This window comes from Gordoniibacillus kamchatkensis (genome assembly GCF_000829455.1).
Taxonomy (GTDB): Bacteria; Bacillota; Bacilli; order Paenibacillales; family NBRC-103111; genus Gordoniibacillus; species Gordoniibacillus kamchatkensis.
On sequence record NZ_JXAK01000088.1, the window covers coordinates 1 to 18,494 of the forward strand.

Consider the following 18,494-nt stretch of genomic DNA (forward strand, 5'->3'; position numbering starts at 1 on the left):
CTCCGCCGCGTCCCGAGGGCCCGGACGCGGACGTGTTGAAGCCGCTGCGCAGCGGCTTCATCAAAATGCGCGGCAAAACGGACAAAGGACGGCGCTGGGTGCAGGACACCGACCTCGAGACAGCGGTCAACCTCGTGCGCGAGCACGCCGCCGTCGTCGTCAACCGCCATACGATCCGGCGGCTGTATACGAACAAGTCGTTCCGCCAGTACGTGCTGACGCGCGATAATTATACGTGTTATTTTTGCGGGGAATACGGCGATACGATCGACCATCTCGTTCCGCGCGCCAAGGGCGGCCATACGACGCCGATGAACTGCGTTTGCGCATGCCACCTGTGCAATCAGAGCAAGGCCGACAAAAACCTGGAGGACTTCGTCACTGACGAAGAAGAAGCTTGACTTACGAATCCTCGGTCCCGTGACCCGCGTTTGCCCTGCGCCGCAAAACCCCGTTACAAATGGACGATCCCCACACCGCCTGGCGGTATGGGGATCTTATTGTATTCGCGGGAACCGCGAGCTTGTTCCGGGTGACCTATTGCACGAAGCGACAAAAGCCCTGCCTCTCTTTTGTCCTTGCGGCTCCATTGACCGCTCCAGTGTTGCATTCGTGAATCCTTAACAGGTAACTTGCAGCCGTGAGTTACTACGAAAATAAGGAGTTGGTGCATGGAGGATTCGGAAGGTAATCCTGCTAACGTGGAACAATATAAGGGGTTGCCGTCAAATACGTTCTCATTTTACACGAAATGGTACAAGACCGCAACCCTATTTTGCTGGAAGAAACGAGTATATTGATTTTTTCCGGCTCCGCAAAAGACGAGGACTTTAACCGAAGCGAGGTTCCAATCATGAGGAACGCTGCCGGGCGGTCAAATCATGAGCTCCATGCGCACATGCCCTTGGCCGCCTTAAAGGAACTCAGTTCCGTTATTGCGCGGACAGAGAGGCACCGGCTCATTCTTAACGGAACGCAGTTCCGCTATCGGCCCGGAACTCGAGCGATTCTCGCCTAAAATGCCGAGATAACGCACCCTCGTTCCGCTATTTTCGGGAAATACACGGGAAATAGGCCAATAACGGAACAGATTTCCGTTAACCGGAAGCAGCGGGAGCGAAACAAACGAAGCGTTTATCCCAAAACAAGGACTCCATCTCAACTATCCGATTTTTCCCCAAACATCGAAAGAGAACCGCCCCCCGCCGCAGCCTCCTTTTTATCCGCCAGATCGACCGCGAGCGCCGCAATGCAGCCTGCCGCCGCCACCGCCGTCATGACCGCGTACAGCGTCGCCCCGCCGTAGCCTTGCAAGATGCGTCCGCCGATGAACGAGCCGACAACCCCGGAGACGCCGAAGAAGCAGACGGCCAGCATCGTCTGGCCCGTCGATTTCCATTGCTCCGGCACGATGCGGTACAAATACCCGATCGCCGCGGAATAAAACAGCACGAAAGTAACGCCCTGGAACAATTGGAAGCCAACAACGTAAACCGGATCCTTCACCAGCACGCATAGCAGAAAGCGCACAGCATAAAGCGCCGAAGCGAGCGCGATGAGCCGCAGCTCCGACCCTTGCCGGATAAAGCGGTGAATGATGGCAAAGAAGACGACTTCCGTTACTGTCATGACCGCCCAAGCGTCGCCTACCAGGTTCACCCCGCCACCGTTCGCCTGTACATAAATGCCGATAAAGCTGTCGTTCATCCGGTGCGGAACGGCGATCAGCAAAATCATCAGAAAGAACCGGATCGTCACCCCTCTGCCGAAAAAACCGCGCAATTCCCGAAATGCGACCGGCTTGCCGCTAACGGGTACGTCCCCCACCGTGAAGCACAGCGCCAGCGCCGGAACGCCGCATGCCAGAAACAGCAGCCATAGCGACTTCATCCCCGCGGCCTGCAAAACGGCCCCCGCCGCATATGACGCCACCGCGTAGCCGAGCGCGCCGAACATCCGCACCGAACCGAAGCTGATCCCGGCGCGCTGCGTCGTCTGCACGTTCAAGCTCTCCACCAGCGGATCGGTCGGCAAAAAGAAAAAGTACATCACTACGACCGCCACATAGAGCAAGGCCAAATCGGAAGTCCGATACAACAGGACGCCGGCCCCCACCGAGATCGCCAGCAGCAGGAGAAGCACGCCGCGCACCGTGCGCCGGCGGTCGCTTACCATGCCCCATACCGGCTGTGCGGCGACCCCAACCAGCGCCCCAAGCGCCATTAAGCTGCCGACATCGGCAGAAGATACGCCCTGCTCTGCCGCATACACCGGCAAGAAGGAGAAAAACACTGAAAACATGGCAAAATAAAAGAAGTTATAGCCCCGAAGCAAGTGGATGCGCACTGTCATTAGTTACGGTTTGACCCCTTTCAGTAAGCGAGGCTGGATGACATTCCGCTTACGGCTGAATTTAACCTCGCCAAGCGGCGCATTTGCCCATCTCTGCTCATATGCTGTAAGCAGTAAGGGAGGTTCTTGACTTGTACCCATTTTCTTACGCTTATCCGCTCGGCTTCCGGGAGCCGCCGGCCAGTCCTGACGCCCGGCTCGCCGCGGACGTTGCCAAAGCGATCGACGGCGAGTACAGCGCCATCGTCTGCTATGCGGAGCTGGCCAAACTTGCCCCGCATGACGCGCAGCGCACCCGCATTCTCGAAATTCGCCGCGACGAGGAGCGGCATTACCAAACCTTATCGCGGCTGTACCATTCGCTGACTGGTTCAATGCATAGCCCGAAGCTGACGGAGACGTGCCCGTCCGAGTACATCGCCGGATTGCAGGCCGCTCTCATCGACGAACAGGAGACGGTCGACCAATACCACGAGCTTGCCGACCGCGGCCGCACCCACGCGGTCCGCGAAGCGTTTCGCCGTGCGGCATTCGACGAGCAGAATCACGCTGTTTGGTTTTTGTACTTCTATACTCTGAATCGCTGAAGCGGCCCCGGCAAAATGGCGGGAATCGCGCATTTTCCGGGATTCCCGCCATTTTGCACCCAAATCATCTTGACCTTACGCGGCGAAGCAGCAAATAAACGACTTCCGAGAACATGAGCCCGATCGCGATCGCGCCGGAAATCATGAACGCCTTGGCGGCGAGCTGTACCGCCTGATCGTACCGGTTCTCGACGACGCTTCGCATCGCGTCGTAGGCGAGGCCGCCCGGCACGAGCGGGATGACGCCCGCTACGCTGAACACGATGATCGGCGTTTTGTACAGCCTGGCGAACACTTGGCTCAAAGCCGTGACAACAATCGAAGCGCCGAGGCTGGCCAAAATCTCGTCGAAGCCGCGGCCGGTCAGCAGCAAATAAACGAGCCAGCCGAGCATGCCGACGAAGCCGCATTTGAGCAGCGTGTCTTTGGGCACATTGAAGACGATGCCGAAGCCGGCCGAAGCGATAAAGCTGATGACGAGCTGTTCGAGCATAAACACGCTGCCGCCGCCTCCTTACCGGTAAAATGAAAGCACGAACGCGATTCCGGCACCGATCGCGAACGCGGTAAGGAACGCTTCGGCGCCTTTGGACAAGCCCGACACGAGGTGTCCCGCCATCAAATCGCGCACGGCGTTCGTAATGAGCAGCCCCGGCACAAGCGGCATGACGGAGCCGACAATAATCCGGTCGAGATCGTGCCCGGCGCCGATGCGGACAAGCCCGAACGCGAGCGTGCCGATGATGAGCGCCGCCAGAAACTCGGTGAAAAATTTGATCGGAACGAGCCGTTGCAAAAAGACGGAACCAGCATATCCGATCCCGCCAGCCGCGCATGCCGCGGCAAAGTCCGGCCACCCGCCTTGAAACATGATCAGAAAACATCCGCTCACCAGCGCTGCGGCTGCGGCCTGCACCCAAACCGGATACGACAAGTTCGCCGCGTCGAGATCGCGAAGCCGCTGCAGCGCCTCGCTTGCAGACAGCTGTCCCTGGCTGATTCGCCGCGACAGGTCGTTGACGATCGTCACTTTGCGCAAATCGGTGGACCGTTCCGAAATGCGGACGAGGCGGGTCGCCGGCGCGGATTTTTCATCAATCGAGAACAGGATGCCCGTCGGCATGACGAAGCTGTGCGTTTGCGTCAAACCGTATGAAGCGGCGATGCGGGTCATCGTATCTTCCACGCGATACGTTTCTCCGCCGCTCTGCAGAATGATTTTGCCGGCTAGCAGACATACTTCGACGATGTCGCGGGTTTCCTGGGACGATTGCTCCATGTTCGCACTCCTTCCTATCGAATTTTAGTATACAAGACTGCGGCGGAAAAACAATCACCCGCCCCGGCGCGTGCCCAGGACGGGCTCTATGTGGTATCCTTAATGTATAGAAACCATAGCGGAAAAGGAGATGATCTCTTGATCGAAGCCAAAGGAGAAACAGTCAAACACACCAGATTATCGTCGGCCAAATTGCTGCGCCGCATCGTCTTTTTGCTGCTGGGGTCCGGCCTGGTCTCTGTCGCGCTGGAAATTTTCCTCGTCCCCAATCACATTATCGACGGCGGCATTACCGGCGTTTCCATCATTGTGGCGCATCTGACGGGGCTGCCGATCGGCTTGTTCCTTACGGTTCTGAACTTGCCGTTCCTATTCGTCGGGTACAAGCAAATCGGCAAAACGTTCGCCGTCTCCACGCTGTTCGCGGTTCTCGCGATGTCGATCGGCACGACGCTGCTCATCCCGGTGCCCCCGATCACGCTCGACCCGCTGCTCTCGGCCGTGTTCGGCGGCATTACGCTCGGCATCGGCGTCGGCATGGTCATCCGTTCCGGCGGCTCGCTCGACGGCACGGAGATCGTCGCAATTCTTCTCAACAAAAAGCTGCCGTTCTCCGTCGGCGAAACGGTCATGTTCATGAATATTTTCATTCTCGGCAGCGCCGGCTTCGTGTTCAAGTGGGACCACGCCATGTATTCGCTGATCGCCTACTATATCGCCTTCAAGACGATCGATATTACGATTGAGGGCTTCGACGAGTCGAAGTCGGTATGGATTATCAGCGACAGCTACAAGGACCTCGGGGATGCGATTATCGACCGGCTTGGGCGTGGCGTGACGTACCTGAACGGCGAGGGCGCCTTTACCGGCGACGGGAAGAAAGTCATTTTCTGCGTCATTAACCGGCTCGAGGAAGCGAAGCTCAAATCTATCGTCGACGAGCTCGATCCTATGGCGTTCCTCGCCGTCGGCAACATTCACGACGTGAAGGGCGGACGGTTCAAGAAGAAGGACATTCACTAGCGTTATCCCGCACGTACAGCTCCGGGTTCACCGCCCGCACGAACGGACTCAGTTCCCCTACGTAGTATAGGTACAGCCGGTGCATCGCCCTGGTGCACGAAATGTAGAACAGCTGGCGCTCGGTCTCGCGGGCATAGGCCGCTTGCGACGCATCGTGAATGAGCACGGCGTCGAACTCGATGCCTTTGGCCAAGTACGAAGGGATGACGACCCCGCCTTTTGTAAATTCATCCGTCTCCTTCGTGATCAGCAGCAGTTCGTTCTCGTCCATAAGCGGCTTGAGCGACTCGTACGCTTTCGCGCATTCCTGCGCCGTTTTGCCTATGACCGCAATCGTGCCGTAGCGCTGCTGCTTCAGTTCGCGGATTCGGCCGGCCATATGCCGGTACAACGCTTCTTCGTCCGCAGCGGCCGTAACCGCCGGCTTCTCCCCTGCCCGCTCGAACGGCTCGATGTTCCTCCCTTCCGGCAGCAGTTCGCGGGTAAAGTCCGTAATCGGCTTCGTGGAACGGTACGACTTGGTGAAACGGATTACTTCCGTCTCTTCCTCGCCGTATAGGCCGGTCAGCGTCTCCAAGCCAGGCACCGCCGAGTACGCGTTGATGATCTGGTTATGGTCGCCGAGCAGCGTCATCCTTCCGCGCGGAAAAAGCTGCTTCAGGAACTCGTACTGAAACGGAGAATAATCTTGCGCTTCGTCGATAAAAACATGGCGAATGCCAAGATTGACGTGAAAGCCTTCAATGAGCCCCTTCAAGTACAAAAACGGCGTGGCGTCTTCCTGGGAAAGCTCGCGGCGCTGCAGCTTTTCTACCGTCTGCCGGCAAATTTCCGGCCATAGCATTGGCAGCCCGTCCGCATCGGCGTCTTCGTCCAGCAGGCTTGACGCCAGAGCCGGATCCTCGAACAGCCTCAGGTACGTCGCCTCGAAATCGAGAAAAGCGAACCGCTTGAGCCTTTTGCGCAAACGGCGATGGTAGCGGTCCAGCACGAGCTCCTTCAGCAGCTCGGCTTCCTCCCGGCGTTCGTTGAACGTCCCATTGCCTTTGCTTTCGGCTTTCTGCAGCCTCCGGTACACCTCGTCATAATCGTCGCGGCCGAGCAGCTCCACTTCTTCTTCCACCCACGGCTCATCACGGAGCGCAAAGAGCGCCTTTTTCGCCTCCTTCAGCACCAGCTCCAGCAAAGCGGCTACTCTCGGCGCAAGCTTCCCGCCCGGATTGCCGTCCGGATAAAACCATTCCTCCAGCTGCTTGGCGGACAAGAGCACATGCCCGCGCACCTTTACATCCCGGAATATCAGGCCTTGCCGCTCCAAGGAGGTTTTGTAGCGCTGCACCATCCGGAAGAAGCGGGCCGACGACTTGAACCGGATGCCCTCCAGCCTTGCCTCGTACCCCGGATCCCGGGCGCCGGTCAGCGCCGTTTCCAGCTGCGCAAAAGGATCTTCCAGCTGGAAACGGTCCGCGAGCCGATGCTCCAAATATTCTTGAAACGTGGACTGCTGCATGTTTTCCTCGCCGAGATCGGGCAGCACGGTCGATACGTACTTCTTGAACATCGGGTTCGGCGAGAACAGCACGATCTGGTCGGCGGTCAGCTGGCGGCGGTATTTGTACAGCAAGTAAGCGACCCGCTGCAGCGCGGCGGACGTTTTGCCGCTGCCGGCCGGACCGGAGACGATCAGGCAGCGCTTGCGGTCCTCGCGAATGACGCGGTTCTGGTCCCGCTGAATGGTAGCGACGATGTTTTTCATATGGCCGTCCGCACTATGCGCAAGCACCTGCTGCAAAATCTCGTCGCCGATCGTCAAGCTCGTATCGAACATATACTCGATGGCGCCGTGCTTGAACACGAACTGCCGCTTCAGCTCCATCGTGCCGGCGATTTTGCCGGAAGGCGTGTCGTATTCCGCCGGCCCCGGGCCGTAATCGTAATACAAGCTCGAAATCGGCGCCCGCCAGTCGTAAATGAGCAAGCTCTCGCCGTCGTCGCCGAGCAGCGATGCGGTTCCGAGGTAAATGACTTCCGCCGCGCTATCCCCCTGCTCGCGGAAATCGATTCGTCCGAAGTAAGGCGATTGCTGCAGGCGCTGCAAGCTTTTGTACTGCCGCTGCAGGACGCTGTGGCCCCGCTCCCGTTCCGCGAGCAGCTCCGACTGCTGCTTCATCGACGCCTGCGTTTCGATCATGTCGTCGAGATTCACGGTTACATCGTCCCAAAAATGCTTGCGGATGTCGACGACCTCTTCCCTCATCTCGCTTAGCTGCCCGGCGAGCTCCTCCATGCGGCTTGCTATGATGTGCTGCACAAGTGTTACTCGCTGCTGCTCAGCCTCGCGTTCCGAAACATTCCCGCTCATACGCATCCTCCTTGAAATGGAACTGTTGACATCGTCGGTTCATTGTGCTACAATTATTTTGGATAGATACGCGAACATATTCGCAATGGCGAAAAAACAGGTCGCGTATGTTGATGTTACCATAACCGTACCTATAGCTGCAACAGGAAACGAAAACGGCTCGTACCGGAAAGTCCGGTGGGGGGCCGCTTTTTTATTTTTAAAACAAAAAAACCGCTCAATGGAGCGGTGGAACGTGCTCATCATGTCAGGTGAAAATAAAGTATTAGACTGGCGCCCGTTAGTTAAGCTAACGGGCCATCCTCCGTTAAACTAAAGTTGTATTCGGTAGGGCCCGGACTGTGCACATTAGCAATCCAGGAGAAACCGGGCCTCCTTTTGGATGATAAAATACAGACAAAAGGAGGCTACATATGGGACGTTTAATCCTGATGATGAATGTGACGCTGGACGGTTGCTGTGACCACACGCAGGTGATTGCGGATGAGGAGCTCCACCAGTATACGGTGGACCTGATGGACCAGTCCGATGGTCTGCTTTTTGGACGTGAAATCTACCAGCTGATGGAAAGTGCTTGGCCAGCCATTGCCAGCAGCGGCGACGGACCTCAATTCATGGTCGACTTCGCACGCAAGCTCGATCGGAAACCCAAGTACGTCTTCTCGCGGACGCTGGATCATGTGTCGTGGCAGAACTCTTTCTTGTTGAAGGGGCCTGTTTCCGAGGAGGTACGACAGCTTACGGCAGAAGGGAAGAACCTAGTCGTTAACGGCGGTCCCGGCCTCGGTTCCACCCTGGCACAACTAGGCTTGGTGGATGAGTATCACTTCTTGGTACAGCCAATCGTTGCCGGACGTGGCCCCCAATTATTGGGGGGAGTTCATGAGCGACTGAATCTGAAGCTGAGCGGGACCAAATCCTTCGGCTCCGGCGTCGTGGTGCTCCGCTACACGCCCGTTCGTTAACTGCTTGGCTGATCACCGAGGCTTTTGCGCTACATGTATGGCTAACGGAGAACATTAGTTCCACAAGACAGCGGCAGTCTATGACTTTATTTTCTCGCTCAGGGCTGCCGCCGTTTGAAATATTGGGGTCAGTCTAAACCATATTTTTCAATACCTGAAGTTTTTCAAACTCCGGAAACTGCGTCAGATCAACAACTACAGTCTCATACTTTATTTTCTTTGGACACACATCAACCAATGAAATTTACTTTAGGAGGAGAAGGCAGCCCGAGAAGATTGGATGACCACCGGAGTGCAGGTCCCAATTGCAAACGCTGAATATATCTAAGTCGCGGGAGTAACGGTATTGGCGGTTTCCCGGCTCTCGCCGCAAAAAATCCTGCTGTAGCAACGGCAACTGATTGTTCGGCAAATACGGGAAAATCAATGCCATGAGCAGTCATTACTCTTTTATATTCCGGCAACAAACGTTCCGCGGCTGGTCCTCCTTCGCCCTCAATACTCGGAAAGAAGAAACCTGCATCAAATAGTAACGGTCCCCTGCATGCCAGTGCCCAATCGAACAACACCAAAGAACCGTTTCTAAAGCGAAGATTATCCGAACGTATATCTTTATGGATGAATCCCCAAGGTTGGTCTGGACGCATCAGCTCCGCTTCCATCCGAATCAGCGTATCGATTGCCGCATCAAGCCAGGCCTCGGCTTCGTTTCTGTTCTCTTCAAACAGTCCAAGAAAATCGTTTCGTTCATCGCTGTTATTTTTAATGTTAAGCCAATTATCGGTTATACCTTTGCTTGCCATTGCTTCAACCTTACCGGCCTCAGAAAGTCCCCGTACGTGAAATGCCGCTATATCCCGGATCGCTTGTAAAGCCAATGCCTCGGACCAAGGCGGAACCTTCTTGGCATGTTGTAAATCCTCCAGCAATAAAAGATGCCAGCCGTCAGCGCGCACAGACCCGAAATAGCGAGGAGAAATTGGAGCAATCGCAGCGACATCGCGATATACCGCTTCTTCGAAGGGAAGCACCCTCCAATTTTCCGCAATAGACCCTTGTCCGGCTCCTTTGGCGAATATGGTTCTTCCGTCTTCTAAGAATATTCGAAATGTTGCGCTAGGTCCGTAACCTCCAAATACGCGAGCGGCCGTTCGTATCGAACTTGCCATTATGCCCTCAACTTGCTTCCGCAGCTCTAAGGGGACATCTCGCCAATACGGTTTAGGTTCACGCATGGAAGACCACAACCTTTCGCAGGAATGTACAGACAGCAACATGTCTTTACTATTCTGTGTCAAGGATTCAATTCCTTTGTTGCCTACGAACGGGCGCACATAAAAAACGGCTCCCTTTACCAGCAGGTAAAGAGAGCCGTTTTTGCCGCAGCCGGTTCGTTTACACGTTCCGCTCGCCGTCGTAGGTCGTGATAATCTTGTACAGGTCCGGCCGGCGGTCGCGGAAAATGCCCCACTCGATGCGCTGCGTCTCCAGCTGATCGAGGTCAAATTCCGCCGTCAGCACCGCTTCTTCCGTACGGCCCGCCTCAGCCACCTTATTGCCCTGCGGGCCTGCGATGAACGACGAGCCGTAGAACGTGATGCTCGAGTCTTCGTCCGTCTCGACGCCGATGCGGTTCGAAGCGACGACAGGGATCAGGTTCGCCGCGGCGTGGCCGAGCATGCACATTTGCCAGTGATCGCGCGAATCGATCCCGGCGTCCTGCGGCTCGGAGCCGATCGCCGTCGGGTAGAACAGCAGCTCCGCGCCCATGAGCGTCATGCAGCGCGCCGCTTCCGGATACCACTGGTCCCAGCAAATGCCGACGCCGATTTTGGCATATCTCGTTTTCCACACTTGGAAGCCCGTGTCGCCCGGGTTAAAGTAAAACTTCTCCTCATACCCCGGACCGTCCGGAATGTGGCTTTTGCGGTAACGCCCCAGCACCTCGCCGTCGGCATCGATTACGGCCAGCGAGTTGTAGCGGGCATAGTTTTTCTTCTCGTAGAAGCTGATCGGCAGCACGACTCCGAGCTCGCGCGCCACCTTTTTGAAATGGTTCACAGCCTTGTTCTCTTCCAGCTCGGTCGCGTACTTGTAATAATCGGCTTTCTCCTTCTGGCAGAAGTATGGCGTCTCGAACAGCTCCTGCAGCAGGATGATTTGCGCGCCTTGCCCTGCCGCTTCGCGGACGAGCCGGTCCGCTTTGGCGATATTTTCGTCTATGTCGCAAGAGCAGCTCATCTGTGTGGCCGCTACTTTTACTTTTCTCACAGCGTCAGCACTCCTCTCTTAAGTTCAATTAAGTCCTCGGCACGGGCACACCTGCGGCCATTTGCTGCGTCGTGCAGTGCACGTTGCCGCCCTCGCGGATAATGGCCATCCCGTCGACCGTGCGGATGCGCCGGTCCGGGAACGTCCGCTGCAGCGTCTCGATGGCCAGCCGGTCGGTTTCCGCCGCCGTCCCGCCGAATACCGGCAGGATGATGCCTCCGTTCACGAAATAAAAGTTCAAATAGCTCAGCGTCAAGCGTTTCCCGTCATGGTCGACGCGCGGCGGCTGCTGAATTTGGACCACTTCCAGCTTGCGGCCCTGCGCGTCCGTTTCGTCCGCGAGCAGGCGCAAATTGTCCTGAGTAATCGCATAGTTCTCGTCGCTCGGGTCGTCGCACACTTGCAAGATGACTTTGCCCGGCGCCGCGAAGCAGGCGATATTGTCGACATGCCCGTCCGTCTCGTCGCCGCTAAGGCCTTGTTTGAGCCAAATCACCTTATCGATGTTCACGTACTGCTTCAAATACTCCTCGATCTGCTCGCGCGACAGGTCCGGGTTCCGGTTCTCATTAAGCAAGCATTCCTCGGTCGTAATGAGCGTGCCTTCGCCGTCGACGTGGATCGAGCCGCCTTCGAGCACGAGCGGAGCATCAAACCGCTTCAGCCCGACATGCTCCAAAATTTGCGGCGCCACCTTGTCGTCGAGATCCCACGGGCTGTACTTGCCGCCCCAGGCGTTGAATCCCCAGTTGACGCCGGCCACTTCGCCGTCTTCGCGGGTGACGAACGTCGGCCCATTGTCCCGCAGCCAAGCGTCGTTATGCTCGATAGGCAGCAGCTCGATGCGGTCCCCCGCACCTGGAAAATACGCCGCCACCTTATCGCGATCGTCCGGACCCACAACGACCGTCACCGGCTCGAACTCGGCAATGGCGCGGATAATTTCGGCATAGCCGCCGCACACCGCGTCGTAGTCGTCCGGGTAACACATCGAATCCTGCACCGGCCAGGAAATGAAAGTTCTTGTATGGGGAGCCCACTCCGGGGGCATACGATAGTTAAGAGTTCTCGGGTTCATATCAAGGATCAGCTCGCTTCACGCAAAATGAGGACGGCCCCTCGTTCGGGCCATCCCCATTATCATATACTAAACTTCTATGCGGCTCAAATAGGAGAACGTTACCGTCCGGGCGACGCTTCGGCGCCGGCTCTAGCCGTTTCCGCCGCGGAACCGTCCCCGCCGAAAGCGTCGTCGCTGAACTTGTCCAACATCGTAATCGTGTCGATGCCGTCAACGCCGATTTTCGCCCTTATTTCGCCGTCTTCCGGTATTCCGACGGCGGGCGCCCCTTCAGCCGCTTGAAGGTGTTGCTGAAATACGAAATGTCCGCATAACCGAGCCGCTCGGCGATTTCCGAGATGCGCAGCGACGTATGGGCAAGCAGCCGCTCCGCCTCATCCATGCGCGCCTGCAGCACGTATTCGACGAACGTTTGGTTCATGCGCTGCTTGAACAGCTGGCTCAAATAGCTTGGGTTCAAATGCACCGCCGCAGCCGCTTCCGTAAGCGAAATGTCCCCCGGCAAACGTTCGCGGATGAGCCGCACCACCTGCTCGACGGGCGAGAGCTCCCGCACCGTTGCGTCCCGATCCCGCGCAGGCGATGCGCCGGAAGTCGCCCTCGTTTTCATCCACTTGCTCAGACACGCTTTCATGTCCTCCGTCTCAACCGGCTTCAGCAAATAATCGAAAACGCCCGACCTGAGCGCATGCTGCACGTAGCTGAAGCTGTCATGGCCGCTGAGCATAATGACCGGCAGAAGTTCGCCCCGCTCCCGCAGCTGGTCGACGAACGTCAACCCGTCCATTACCGGCATCCGGATATCCGCCATGACCAGCTCGGCCGAATGGCCCTGCAGCCAATCGAGCGCCTCGAGCCCGTTCTCGCATTCGCCGAGGACGCGAAACGGCAGCCCGGTCTTCTCGATCGTCCGCTTCACCGCCGTTCGGACCCAGCGTTCATCTTCGACTAACAGTACGGTATGCAACGTCTTCCCTCCCTGCAGCTCATGATGCGGTCAGCGGCAGCCGGATCCGAACGACGGCTCCCTGCTCGCCGGCACTATCGATCGTGACGCCGTATGCGTCGCCGAACAAGTATTGGATGCGGCGATGCACGTTGACGATGCCGATGTTCGGCCCGCCGGCGATAACGTCCTTCACCTTCAAATTGCTGCGGATTTCCGCCAGCCGCTGTTCCGATAGGCCGATTCCGGTATCCCGTACCTGCACGACAAATGCCTCTTCCGACTCCCGCTGCGCGGAGATGCTGACGCGGGTAATGCCGTACGCCGGCTCGAAGCCGTGCACGATGCTGTTCTCGACGAGCGGCTGCAGCGAAAATTTGGCGATCTGCTGCGTTTTCGCCCATTCTGGTATGTCGAATTCGTATTCGAGCTTATGTTCAAACCGGTACTTCTGAACGCGCAAATACAGCTCCGCGTAAAACAGCTCTTCCTCCAGCGTCACCGTCTGCGACTCGCTCTTCAAATTGTAGCGAAGCAGCCGGGCCAGCGACGCCGCGATCTCCGATATGGAATCGATCGAATGCTCCAGCGCCATGCCCCGGATCGTATCGAGCGAATTGTACATGAAGTGCGGATTCATCTGCGACTGCAGCGCCTTGAGCTCGATTTCCCGCTGTCTGAGAGCGAGCTCCGTCTCGCGCAGCTTGGAAAAATACACTTCGTCGAGCAAGCTTCTAAGCCGCGCCACCATACGATTGAAGCTGTGAGTGAGCAGGCCGATCTCGTCCTTCGACTCGACGCGGATGCTGCCGCTGAAATCGCCGGCCTCCACTCTCCGCGTATACACGTAAAGCCGCTTCACCGGGCGGATGATGCTGCTCGCGAAGCCGATGCCGAACAGCGCCGCTACCGCAAGCGTAATCACAACCGTATTGAAAATGGTGCGGCGAATATATTCGTTGCCCTGGATCACCTCCGCATACGGAATCGAGGTGACCAGCGTCCAGCCGAGAAACGAGGAGCGCGCATACGTAAGCAGCCGTTTGGAGCCGGATGACGTGATGAACGATCCGCTGTCGCTGCCGGTCAGCATCTCGTGCAAATTTTCAAAATTGGCGGGCATGCCCAAATCGTTCAAATTGGGATGATACACATAGCGCCCTTCCGAGTCGAGAATGTACAAATACCCGGTGCGGCCGATGACGACCTTCTCGGCGATTTCCTGAAACCGCCGGAAGTTGACGTCAATCACGATCATGCCGATCGGCTGCAGCGTCATCGGGCTCACGAGCCGGCGGGCGATGGAGATGACCTGCTCTTTGCGGTCGTCGATAGCGATGACCCTCGTAAAAATTTTCGGCTCGTAGCCGGCCGGCACGGCAGCGTACCAATATTCCTTTTGCGGTTCGTTCGTCGGGCTGGATGAATTGTTCGTCAATGCATCGATCGTCTGAATGTTTTCCAGCACGACGGTGATGTTCGAAATGTCCGAGCGGGAATACGCCGCGTTGCGCAGCACCTGCTTGACGGTACTCTGGATGCCGCTCTGATCGAGCTCCTCGCGCGATTTCATCTTGGTGAAAGCGTTAATGACCGGATCGTTGATGATTTTCAGAATGCTGATTTCGAAATCGTTTACATAATAGCCGACGTGCGTGTTCACTTGCTCGATGATTTGCCAGCTGTACTGCCGCGCTTCGTTCTCCAGCACTGCCGCGGAGCGCAAGTATGACAGCAGCCCGATAAAGCACATCGGCACGACAACGAGCAGCGCGGCAAACACAAGCAGCTTGGTCACAAGCGGCCGGTCCCGCATCAGGAGCAGTCTGGCGATGCGGCCCAGCCTGGACAGCCAGGAACGGTTCATGATGCGCCCTCTTTCGCCGTGCATCGTAGAAAAAAGGGGAGCCTGCTCAGCACCCCCGGTAAGCAAATTGTATTCTTATTTGCGCGCTTTGTCGATAGCGTCGAGGACGTCTTTGTAATCGGCGCGATATTTGTCGATGACCGATTTTACTTTGTCCTGCCACGGCTTGGCGTCCGTCACTTCGGTGATCGTAACGCCTGCGGCGCGGATTTTCTCCTCGGACTTCTTCTCGAACTTTTTCCACTCGTCGCGCTGGTATTGAACCGAGTCGAGCGCCGCTTGCTTGATGATTTTCTTGTCCTCGTCGGACAGTTTGTCGAAGGCGACCTTGCTCATCATGAGCACTTCCGGGACGCGCTGGTGACCGTCCAGAATCAAGTTTTTCGCAACGGTGTAGTGGTTCGACGTATCGTAGCTCGGCCAGTTGTTCTCGGCGGCGTCGATGACGCCGGTCTGCAGAGAGCTGAACACGTCGCCGTAAGGCATCGGCGTTGCGCTCGCGCCGAGCGCTTCCATCAGGTCGATGTTGATTTTGTTTTGGATGACGCGGATTTTTTGGCCTTTCAGGTCGGCGATGCTCTTCAGCGGCTTGCGGCTGTAGAAGTTGCGGGCGCCGGAATCGTAATAGGCGAGGCCGATGAATTTCGAAGCGGACAAGCTGTCGAGCAGCTTCGTGCCGTCCGCACTGTTCAGAAACTTCCACTCGTGCGCTTCATTGTCGAAAATGTACGGCAAGCTGAACACGCCCATCGCTTTGCTGAAATCGGCGACGACGCCGGTGCTGACGCGGGTGAACTCGATCGCGCCGAGCTGCACCTGTTCGACGACAGCCTTTTCTTCCCCTAGCTGGGACGACGGGTAGACGTCGATTTTGATGCGCCCGTTCGTTTTTTGGCTGACCAGCTCGGCGAATTTCTTATCTCCGAGGACGGTCGGATAATCCGGCGGGTGCGTGTCGGCCAGACGAAATGTGAGCGCCTGCTTCTTCTCCTCCGGCTTGGCCGCCCCTCCTGCGGCTTGGCCGCTGCCTCCGGCGGCGTTCGTCCCGGCGTCTTTGGCGCCGCAGCCTGCGAGCAGCATGCCGGCCAGCAGCATCGCCGCGGTCGTGCCCGCGAGCAACTTTTTGTTCATCGCGCAGTCTCCCCTTTATCGGTAATGTGTCTGCTAGGTATCAGTATAATTGAAAGCGTATACAGATCGTAGGCGAGCCGTTTTATATTTTTTTGTAATATTTTTAGCATTATTTCCCTCCGGCCAAATGGGGCAGCCACAGCGTAATTTGCGGCACGTACGTCAAAAGCAGCAGCACGCCGCACATCGCAAAGAAGAACGGCCACGACGCTTTCGTCGCCTGATCGACGGATACGCGACCGATCGCGCACCCGACGAACAGAACGGTGCCGACGGGAGGCGTAATGAGCCCGATGCCGCAGTTGAGAATCATAATGATGCCGAAATGGACCGGATCGACGCCCATCGCCGTTACGACCGGCAGCAGGATCGGCGTCATGATCAGGATCATCGGCGCCATGTCCATCGGGAAGCCGAGCAAGAGCAGCAGCACGTTGATGAGCAGCAGAATGATGTACGGGTTGTTCGAAATGTTCAGGAACAGATCGGTGACGAGGCCCGGTATTTTCAGATACGCCAGGATCCAGCCGAATGCGTCCGAAGCGGCGATCAGGAACAGCACCATCGAGACGGTCCGGAACGTGCGCCTCAGAATCACGTAAAACTGCTTGAGCGGCACGTCTCGGTACACGAAAAACGTCAGGATGAACGCGTACGCACACGCCATGGCGCCGGATTCGGTCGCCGTAAACCAGCCGCTCAAAATGCCGCCGAGAATGATGACGCCGGCCATGAGCGAGAGAAAGCCGTCGCGGATAATTTTCGGCACGTCCGCCCGTTTGACCGGCTCTCCTTTGGCGTAGCCGCGCTTCACGGCGATGAAATAGGAGATGGCCATCAACGTCAGCAGCAAGCAAACGCCGGGCACGATGCCGCCCAGAAACAGGCTGGAAATCGAGACACCCCCGGCGGCGATCGAGTACAAGACCAGATTGTGGCTCGGCGGCACGACGACGCCTTGAATGGCGGCCGACGTCGTGACGGCGACGGCGTAATCGGCGTCGTAGCCTTTTTTCTTCATCGCCGGGATGAGCACGGAGCCGATAGACGATACGTCCGCGACCGCCGAACCGGAAATGTTCCCGAAAAACATGCAGGCGACGCAGTTCACCAGAGCGAGCCCGCCGCGCACGGCGCCGACGAACAGCTGCGCCAGGTTGACGAGCCGCACCGCCATCCCGCCCGCGCTCATAATTTGTCCGGCCAATATAAAGAAAGGAATCGTCAGCAGCGGGAACGAGTTGATGCCCTGGATCATCCGCTGGCCGACGACGACCCACGGCACGTCGAGATACATGAGCGTCAGCAGCGTTGAGCCGGCCAGCGTAATCGAGATCGGAAACCGCAGCACGATGAGCACGACGAAGCTGACGACTAGGATAGCAATCGCCATAGCATTGATCATTCGGACACCTCCTCGACGCCGTGGTGGCGGATCGTGTCGACGCCGATGAACTGCAGGAAGCTGTAAACGCAGATCATGACGCCGGTGATCGGCATGACGGCATACTGGACGCTGTTCGGCAGCTGCGTGGCGGGAAGCTTCGACTCGTTCATGAGCATCGTAAATTGCCACCCGTTCACGATCAAATACAGTCCGAACAAGAAAATGCAAACATCGATGATTTTGTCGAGCACCCGGTTCACGCGCTTCGAAAAAAACTTGGTCAAGCTGTCCATCGACATGTGCAGCTTCTCCCGGAAGCCGATGGCGATGCCCATAAACGAGAACCACACCATCAGCAGCAGCGTCACCTCTTCCGACCAGAAAAACACGTGGTTGAACAGTTTGCGGGTAATGACCTGAAGCGTGACGATGACCGTCATCGATGCGAGCGCGATGAGCGCAAAATTTTCAAAAAAGCTGTCGATGAGCAGAGCGATTCGCCGCAGCGTCTTCAATTGCTTCTCCCCCCTGGATGCAGTCGGAATCGGAATCGTAGCGATTCCAAGCCAATTGTAAAGGCTTTCAACGGTTTTGGTAACGCCCGCGGTTTTAGATTTATTTGTAATTTTTTTTAGGGGGTGCCGAGGAAAGGGTATGGTATAATGTGGAAATGATTTGTACTGGCGTGGAAGGAGAGGTTTTGGTTATGAAGGTTGTGCACGCTACAAAGGATGACATAGCCGGCTGGCTGGAACTCGTTTCCGAAGTGGAATACCTGTTTGGTCCAATGGTGGATGATCCGCAGTTTATTCAGGCATTAGAGAAAAATATTCATCGACAAAGCGCCTTCTGCGCGCGGGAAACCGACGGACCGCCGGGGATCCGCTTGCTTGGCGGGGTGTTGTTCTCTTCGTCAAATGCCCCAAACTACTATATCAGATGGCTGTCTGTCTCATCTCAAGCGAGAAACCGAGGCGTCGCAACGGCGCTTCTGACGCATGTTTTGAAGCTTGTCGCCGCGCCGGCAGCAGTATCGGTAATCACTTTCGGCGACGATATTCCGGACGGTGCGCCTGCGAGACGATTTTACGGGAAATTCGGGTTCGTCCCCTTGGAGGAACAGGTCCCTAATGGACCCGAAGGAGGATCGCGGCAAAAATTCAAGTTGACGATCACTTAGAGCCGGGGGCGGAGCGATAAAGGAACACCGTTCCGTTATCCCCCTCCCCATGATAAGCCACGC

General features: G+C 56.9%; 17 protein-coding genes. 5 read left to right on the forward strand and 12 right to left on the reverse strand.

The features are described 5' to 3' along the window. Positions 1 to 401, forward strand: a 401-nt coding sequence (locus tag SD70_RS29935) for an HNH endonuclease (protein WP_231571666.1), incomplete at its 5' end; no start/stop codon positions are given. 757 nt (positions 402 to 1,158) lie between these two features. Here SD70_RS29935 and SD70_RS29945 read toward each other — a convergent pair. After that, positions 1,159 to 2,352 carry an MFS transporter gene (locus SD70_RS29945; protein ID WP_052488059.1) on the reverse strand — a complete coding sequence of 398 codons (1,194 nt, stop codon included), beginning with the start codon at positions 2,350 to 2,352 and terminating at the stop codon, positions 1,159 to 1,161. 131 nt (positions 2,353 to 2,483) lie between these two features. On the opposite strand from SD70_RS29945, the gene SD70_RS29950 reads away from it, so the two are divergent. Then, the gene (locus tag SD70_RS29950; RefSeq protein ID WP_041052230.1) at positions 2,484 to 2,939 is read left to right on the forward strand and encodes a ferritin-like domain-containing protein; all 456 of its coding nucleotides are present in this window, start codon (positions 2,484 to 2,486) and stop codon (positions 2,937 to 2,939) included. A 64-nt stretch (positions 2,940 to 3,003) separates the two neighbouring features. Here the strand turns inward: SD70_RS29950 and SD70_RS29955 are convergent, their stop codons facing one another. Continuing rightward, positions 3,004 to 3,432 (reverse strand): threonine/serine exporter family protein, encoded by a 429-nt coding sequence (locus tag SD70_RS29955; RefSeq protein ID WP_041052251.1) that lies wholly within the window; start codon positions 3,430 to 3,432, stop codon positions 3,004 to 3,006. Positions 3,433 to 3,453: 21 nt separating this feature from the next. Continuing rightward, on the reverse strand, positions 3,454 to 4,218 hold the full coding sequence (locus SD70_RS29960) for a threonine/serine exporter family protein (RefSeq protein WP_041052231.1): 765 nt from the start codon (positions 4,216 to 4,218) through the stop codon (positions 3,454 to 3,456). Between the two features lie 141 nt (positions 4,219 to 4,359). Between SD70_RS29960 and SD70_RS29965 the strand changes: the two genes are divergently transcribed. Then, on the forward strand, positions 4,360 to 5,241 hold the full coding sequence (locus SD70_RS29965; protein ID WP_041052252.1) for a YitT family protein: 882 nt from the start codon (positions 4,360 to 4,362) through the stop codon (positions 5,239 to 5,241). Here SD70_RS29965 and helD read toward each other — a convergent pair. Beyond that, the gene (helD, locus tag SD70_RS29970) at positions 5,219 to 7,603 is read right to left on the reverse strand and encodes an RNA polymerase recycling motor HelD (RefSeq protein ID WP_041052232.1); all 2,385 of its coding nucleotides are present in this window, start codon (positions 7,601 to 7,603) and stop codon (positions 5,219 to 5,221) included. The genes SD70_RS29965 and helD overlap by 23 nt on opposite strands. Positions 7,604 to 8,016: 413 nt before the next feature. On the opposite strand from helD, the gene SD70_RS29975 reads away from it, so the two are divergent. Further along, positions 8,017 to 8,568 (forward strand): dihydrofolate reductase family protein, encoded by a 552-nt coding sequence (locus SD70_RS29975; protein ID WP_041052233.1) that lies wholly within the window; start codon positions 8,017 to 8,019, stop codon positions 8,566 to 8,568. Between the two features lie 230 nt (positions 8,569 to 8,798). Here SD70_RS29975 and SD70_RS29980 read toward each other — a convergent pair whose 3' ends face one another. From SD70_RS29980 to SD70_RS30015, 8 genes are all read right to left on the reverse strand, one after another. Next, entirely contained in the window at positions 8,799 to 9,803 is a 1,005-nt protein-coding gene (locus SD70_RS29980; protein ID WP_197081231.1) for a phosphotransferase, read from the reverse strand. A gap of 160 nt (positions 9,804 to 9,963) precedes the next feature. Further along, positions 9,964 to 10,839: an N-carbamoylputrescine amidase gene (gene aguB / locus SD70_RS29985; protein WP_041052236.1), complete on the reverse strand. Its 876-nt coding sequence runs from the start codon at positions 10,837 to 10,839 to the stop codon at positions 9,964 to 9,966. A gap of 28 nt (positions 10,840 to 10,867) precedes the next feature. Continuing rightward, positions 10,868 to 11,917: an agmatine deiminase family protein gene (locus tag SD70_RS29990; protein WP_041052238.1), complete on the reverse strand. Its 1,050-nt coding sequence runs from the start codon at positions 11,915 to 11,917 to the stop codon at positions 10,868 to 10,870. A gap of 232 nt (positions 11,918 to 12,149) precedes the next feature. Next, complete coding sequence (locus tag SD70_RS29995; protein WP_041052240.1) at positions 12,150 to 12,887, reverse strand: response regulator transcription factor; 738 nt, start codon at positions 12,885 to 12,887, stop codon at positions 12,150 to 12,152. 19 nt (positions 12,888 to 12,906) lie between these two features. Further along, positions 12,907 to 14,733 carry a sensor histidine kinase gene (locus SD70_RS30000; RefSeq protein ID WP_041052242.1) on the reverse strand — a complete coding sequence of 609 codons (1,827 nt, stop codon included), beginning with the start codon at positions 14,731 to 14,733 and terminating at the stop codon, positions 12,907 to 12,909. Positions 14,734 to 14,808: 75 nt separating this feature from the next. Continuing rightward, the gene (locus SD70_RS30005; RefSeq protein ID WP_041052244.1) at positions 14,809 to 15,864 is read right to left on the reverse strand and encodes a TRAP transporter substrate-binding protein; all 1,056 of its coding nucleotides are present in this window, start codon (positions 15,862 to 15,864) and stop codon (positions 14,809 to 14,811) included. 109 nt (positions 15,865 to 15,973) lie between these two features. After that, positions 15,974 to 17,269, reverse strand: a complete 1,296-nt coding sequence (locus SD70_RS30010; RefSeq protein WP_156158271.1) for a TRAP transporter large permease — start codon at positions 17,267 to 17,269, stop codon at positions 15,974 to 15,976. After that, positions 17,266 to 17,766: a TRAP transporter small permease gene (locus SD70_RS30015; protein ID WP_041052245.1), complete on the reverse strand. Its 501-nt coding sequence runs from the start codon at positions 17,764 to 17,766 to the stop codon at positions 17,266 to 17,268. Before SD70_RS30015 ends, SD70_RS30010 begins: the two co-directional genes overlap by 4 nt. A gap of 191 nt (positions 17,767 to 17,957) precedes the next feature. Between SD70_RS30015 and SD70_RS30020 the strand changes: the two genes are divergently transcribed. Beyond that, entirely contained in the window at positions 17,958 to 18,431 is a 474-nt protein-coding gene (locus SD70_RS30020; protein ID WP_041052246.1) for a GNAT family N-acetyltransferase, read from the forward strand. Positions 18,432 to 18,494: the final 63 nt, after the last annotated feature.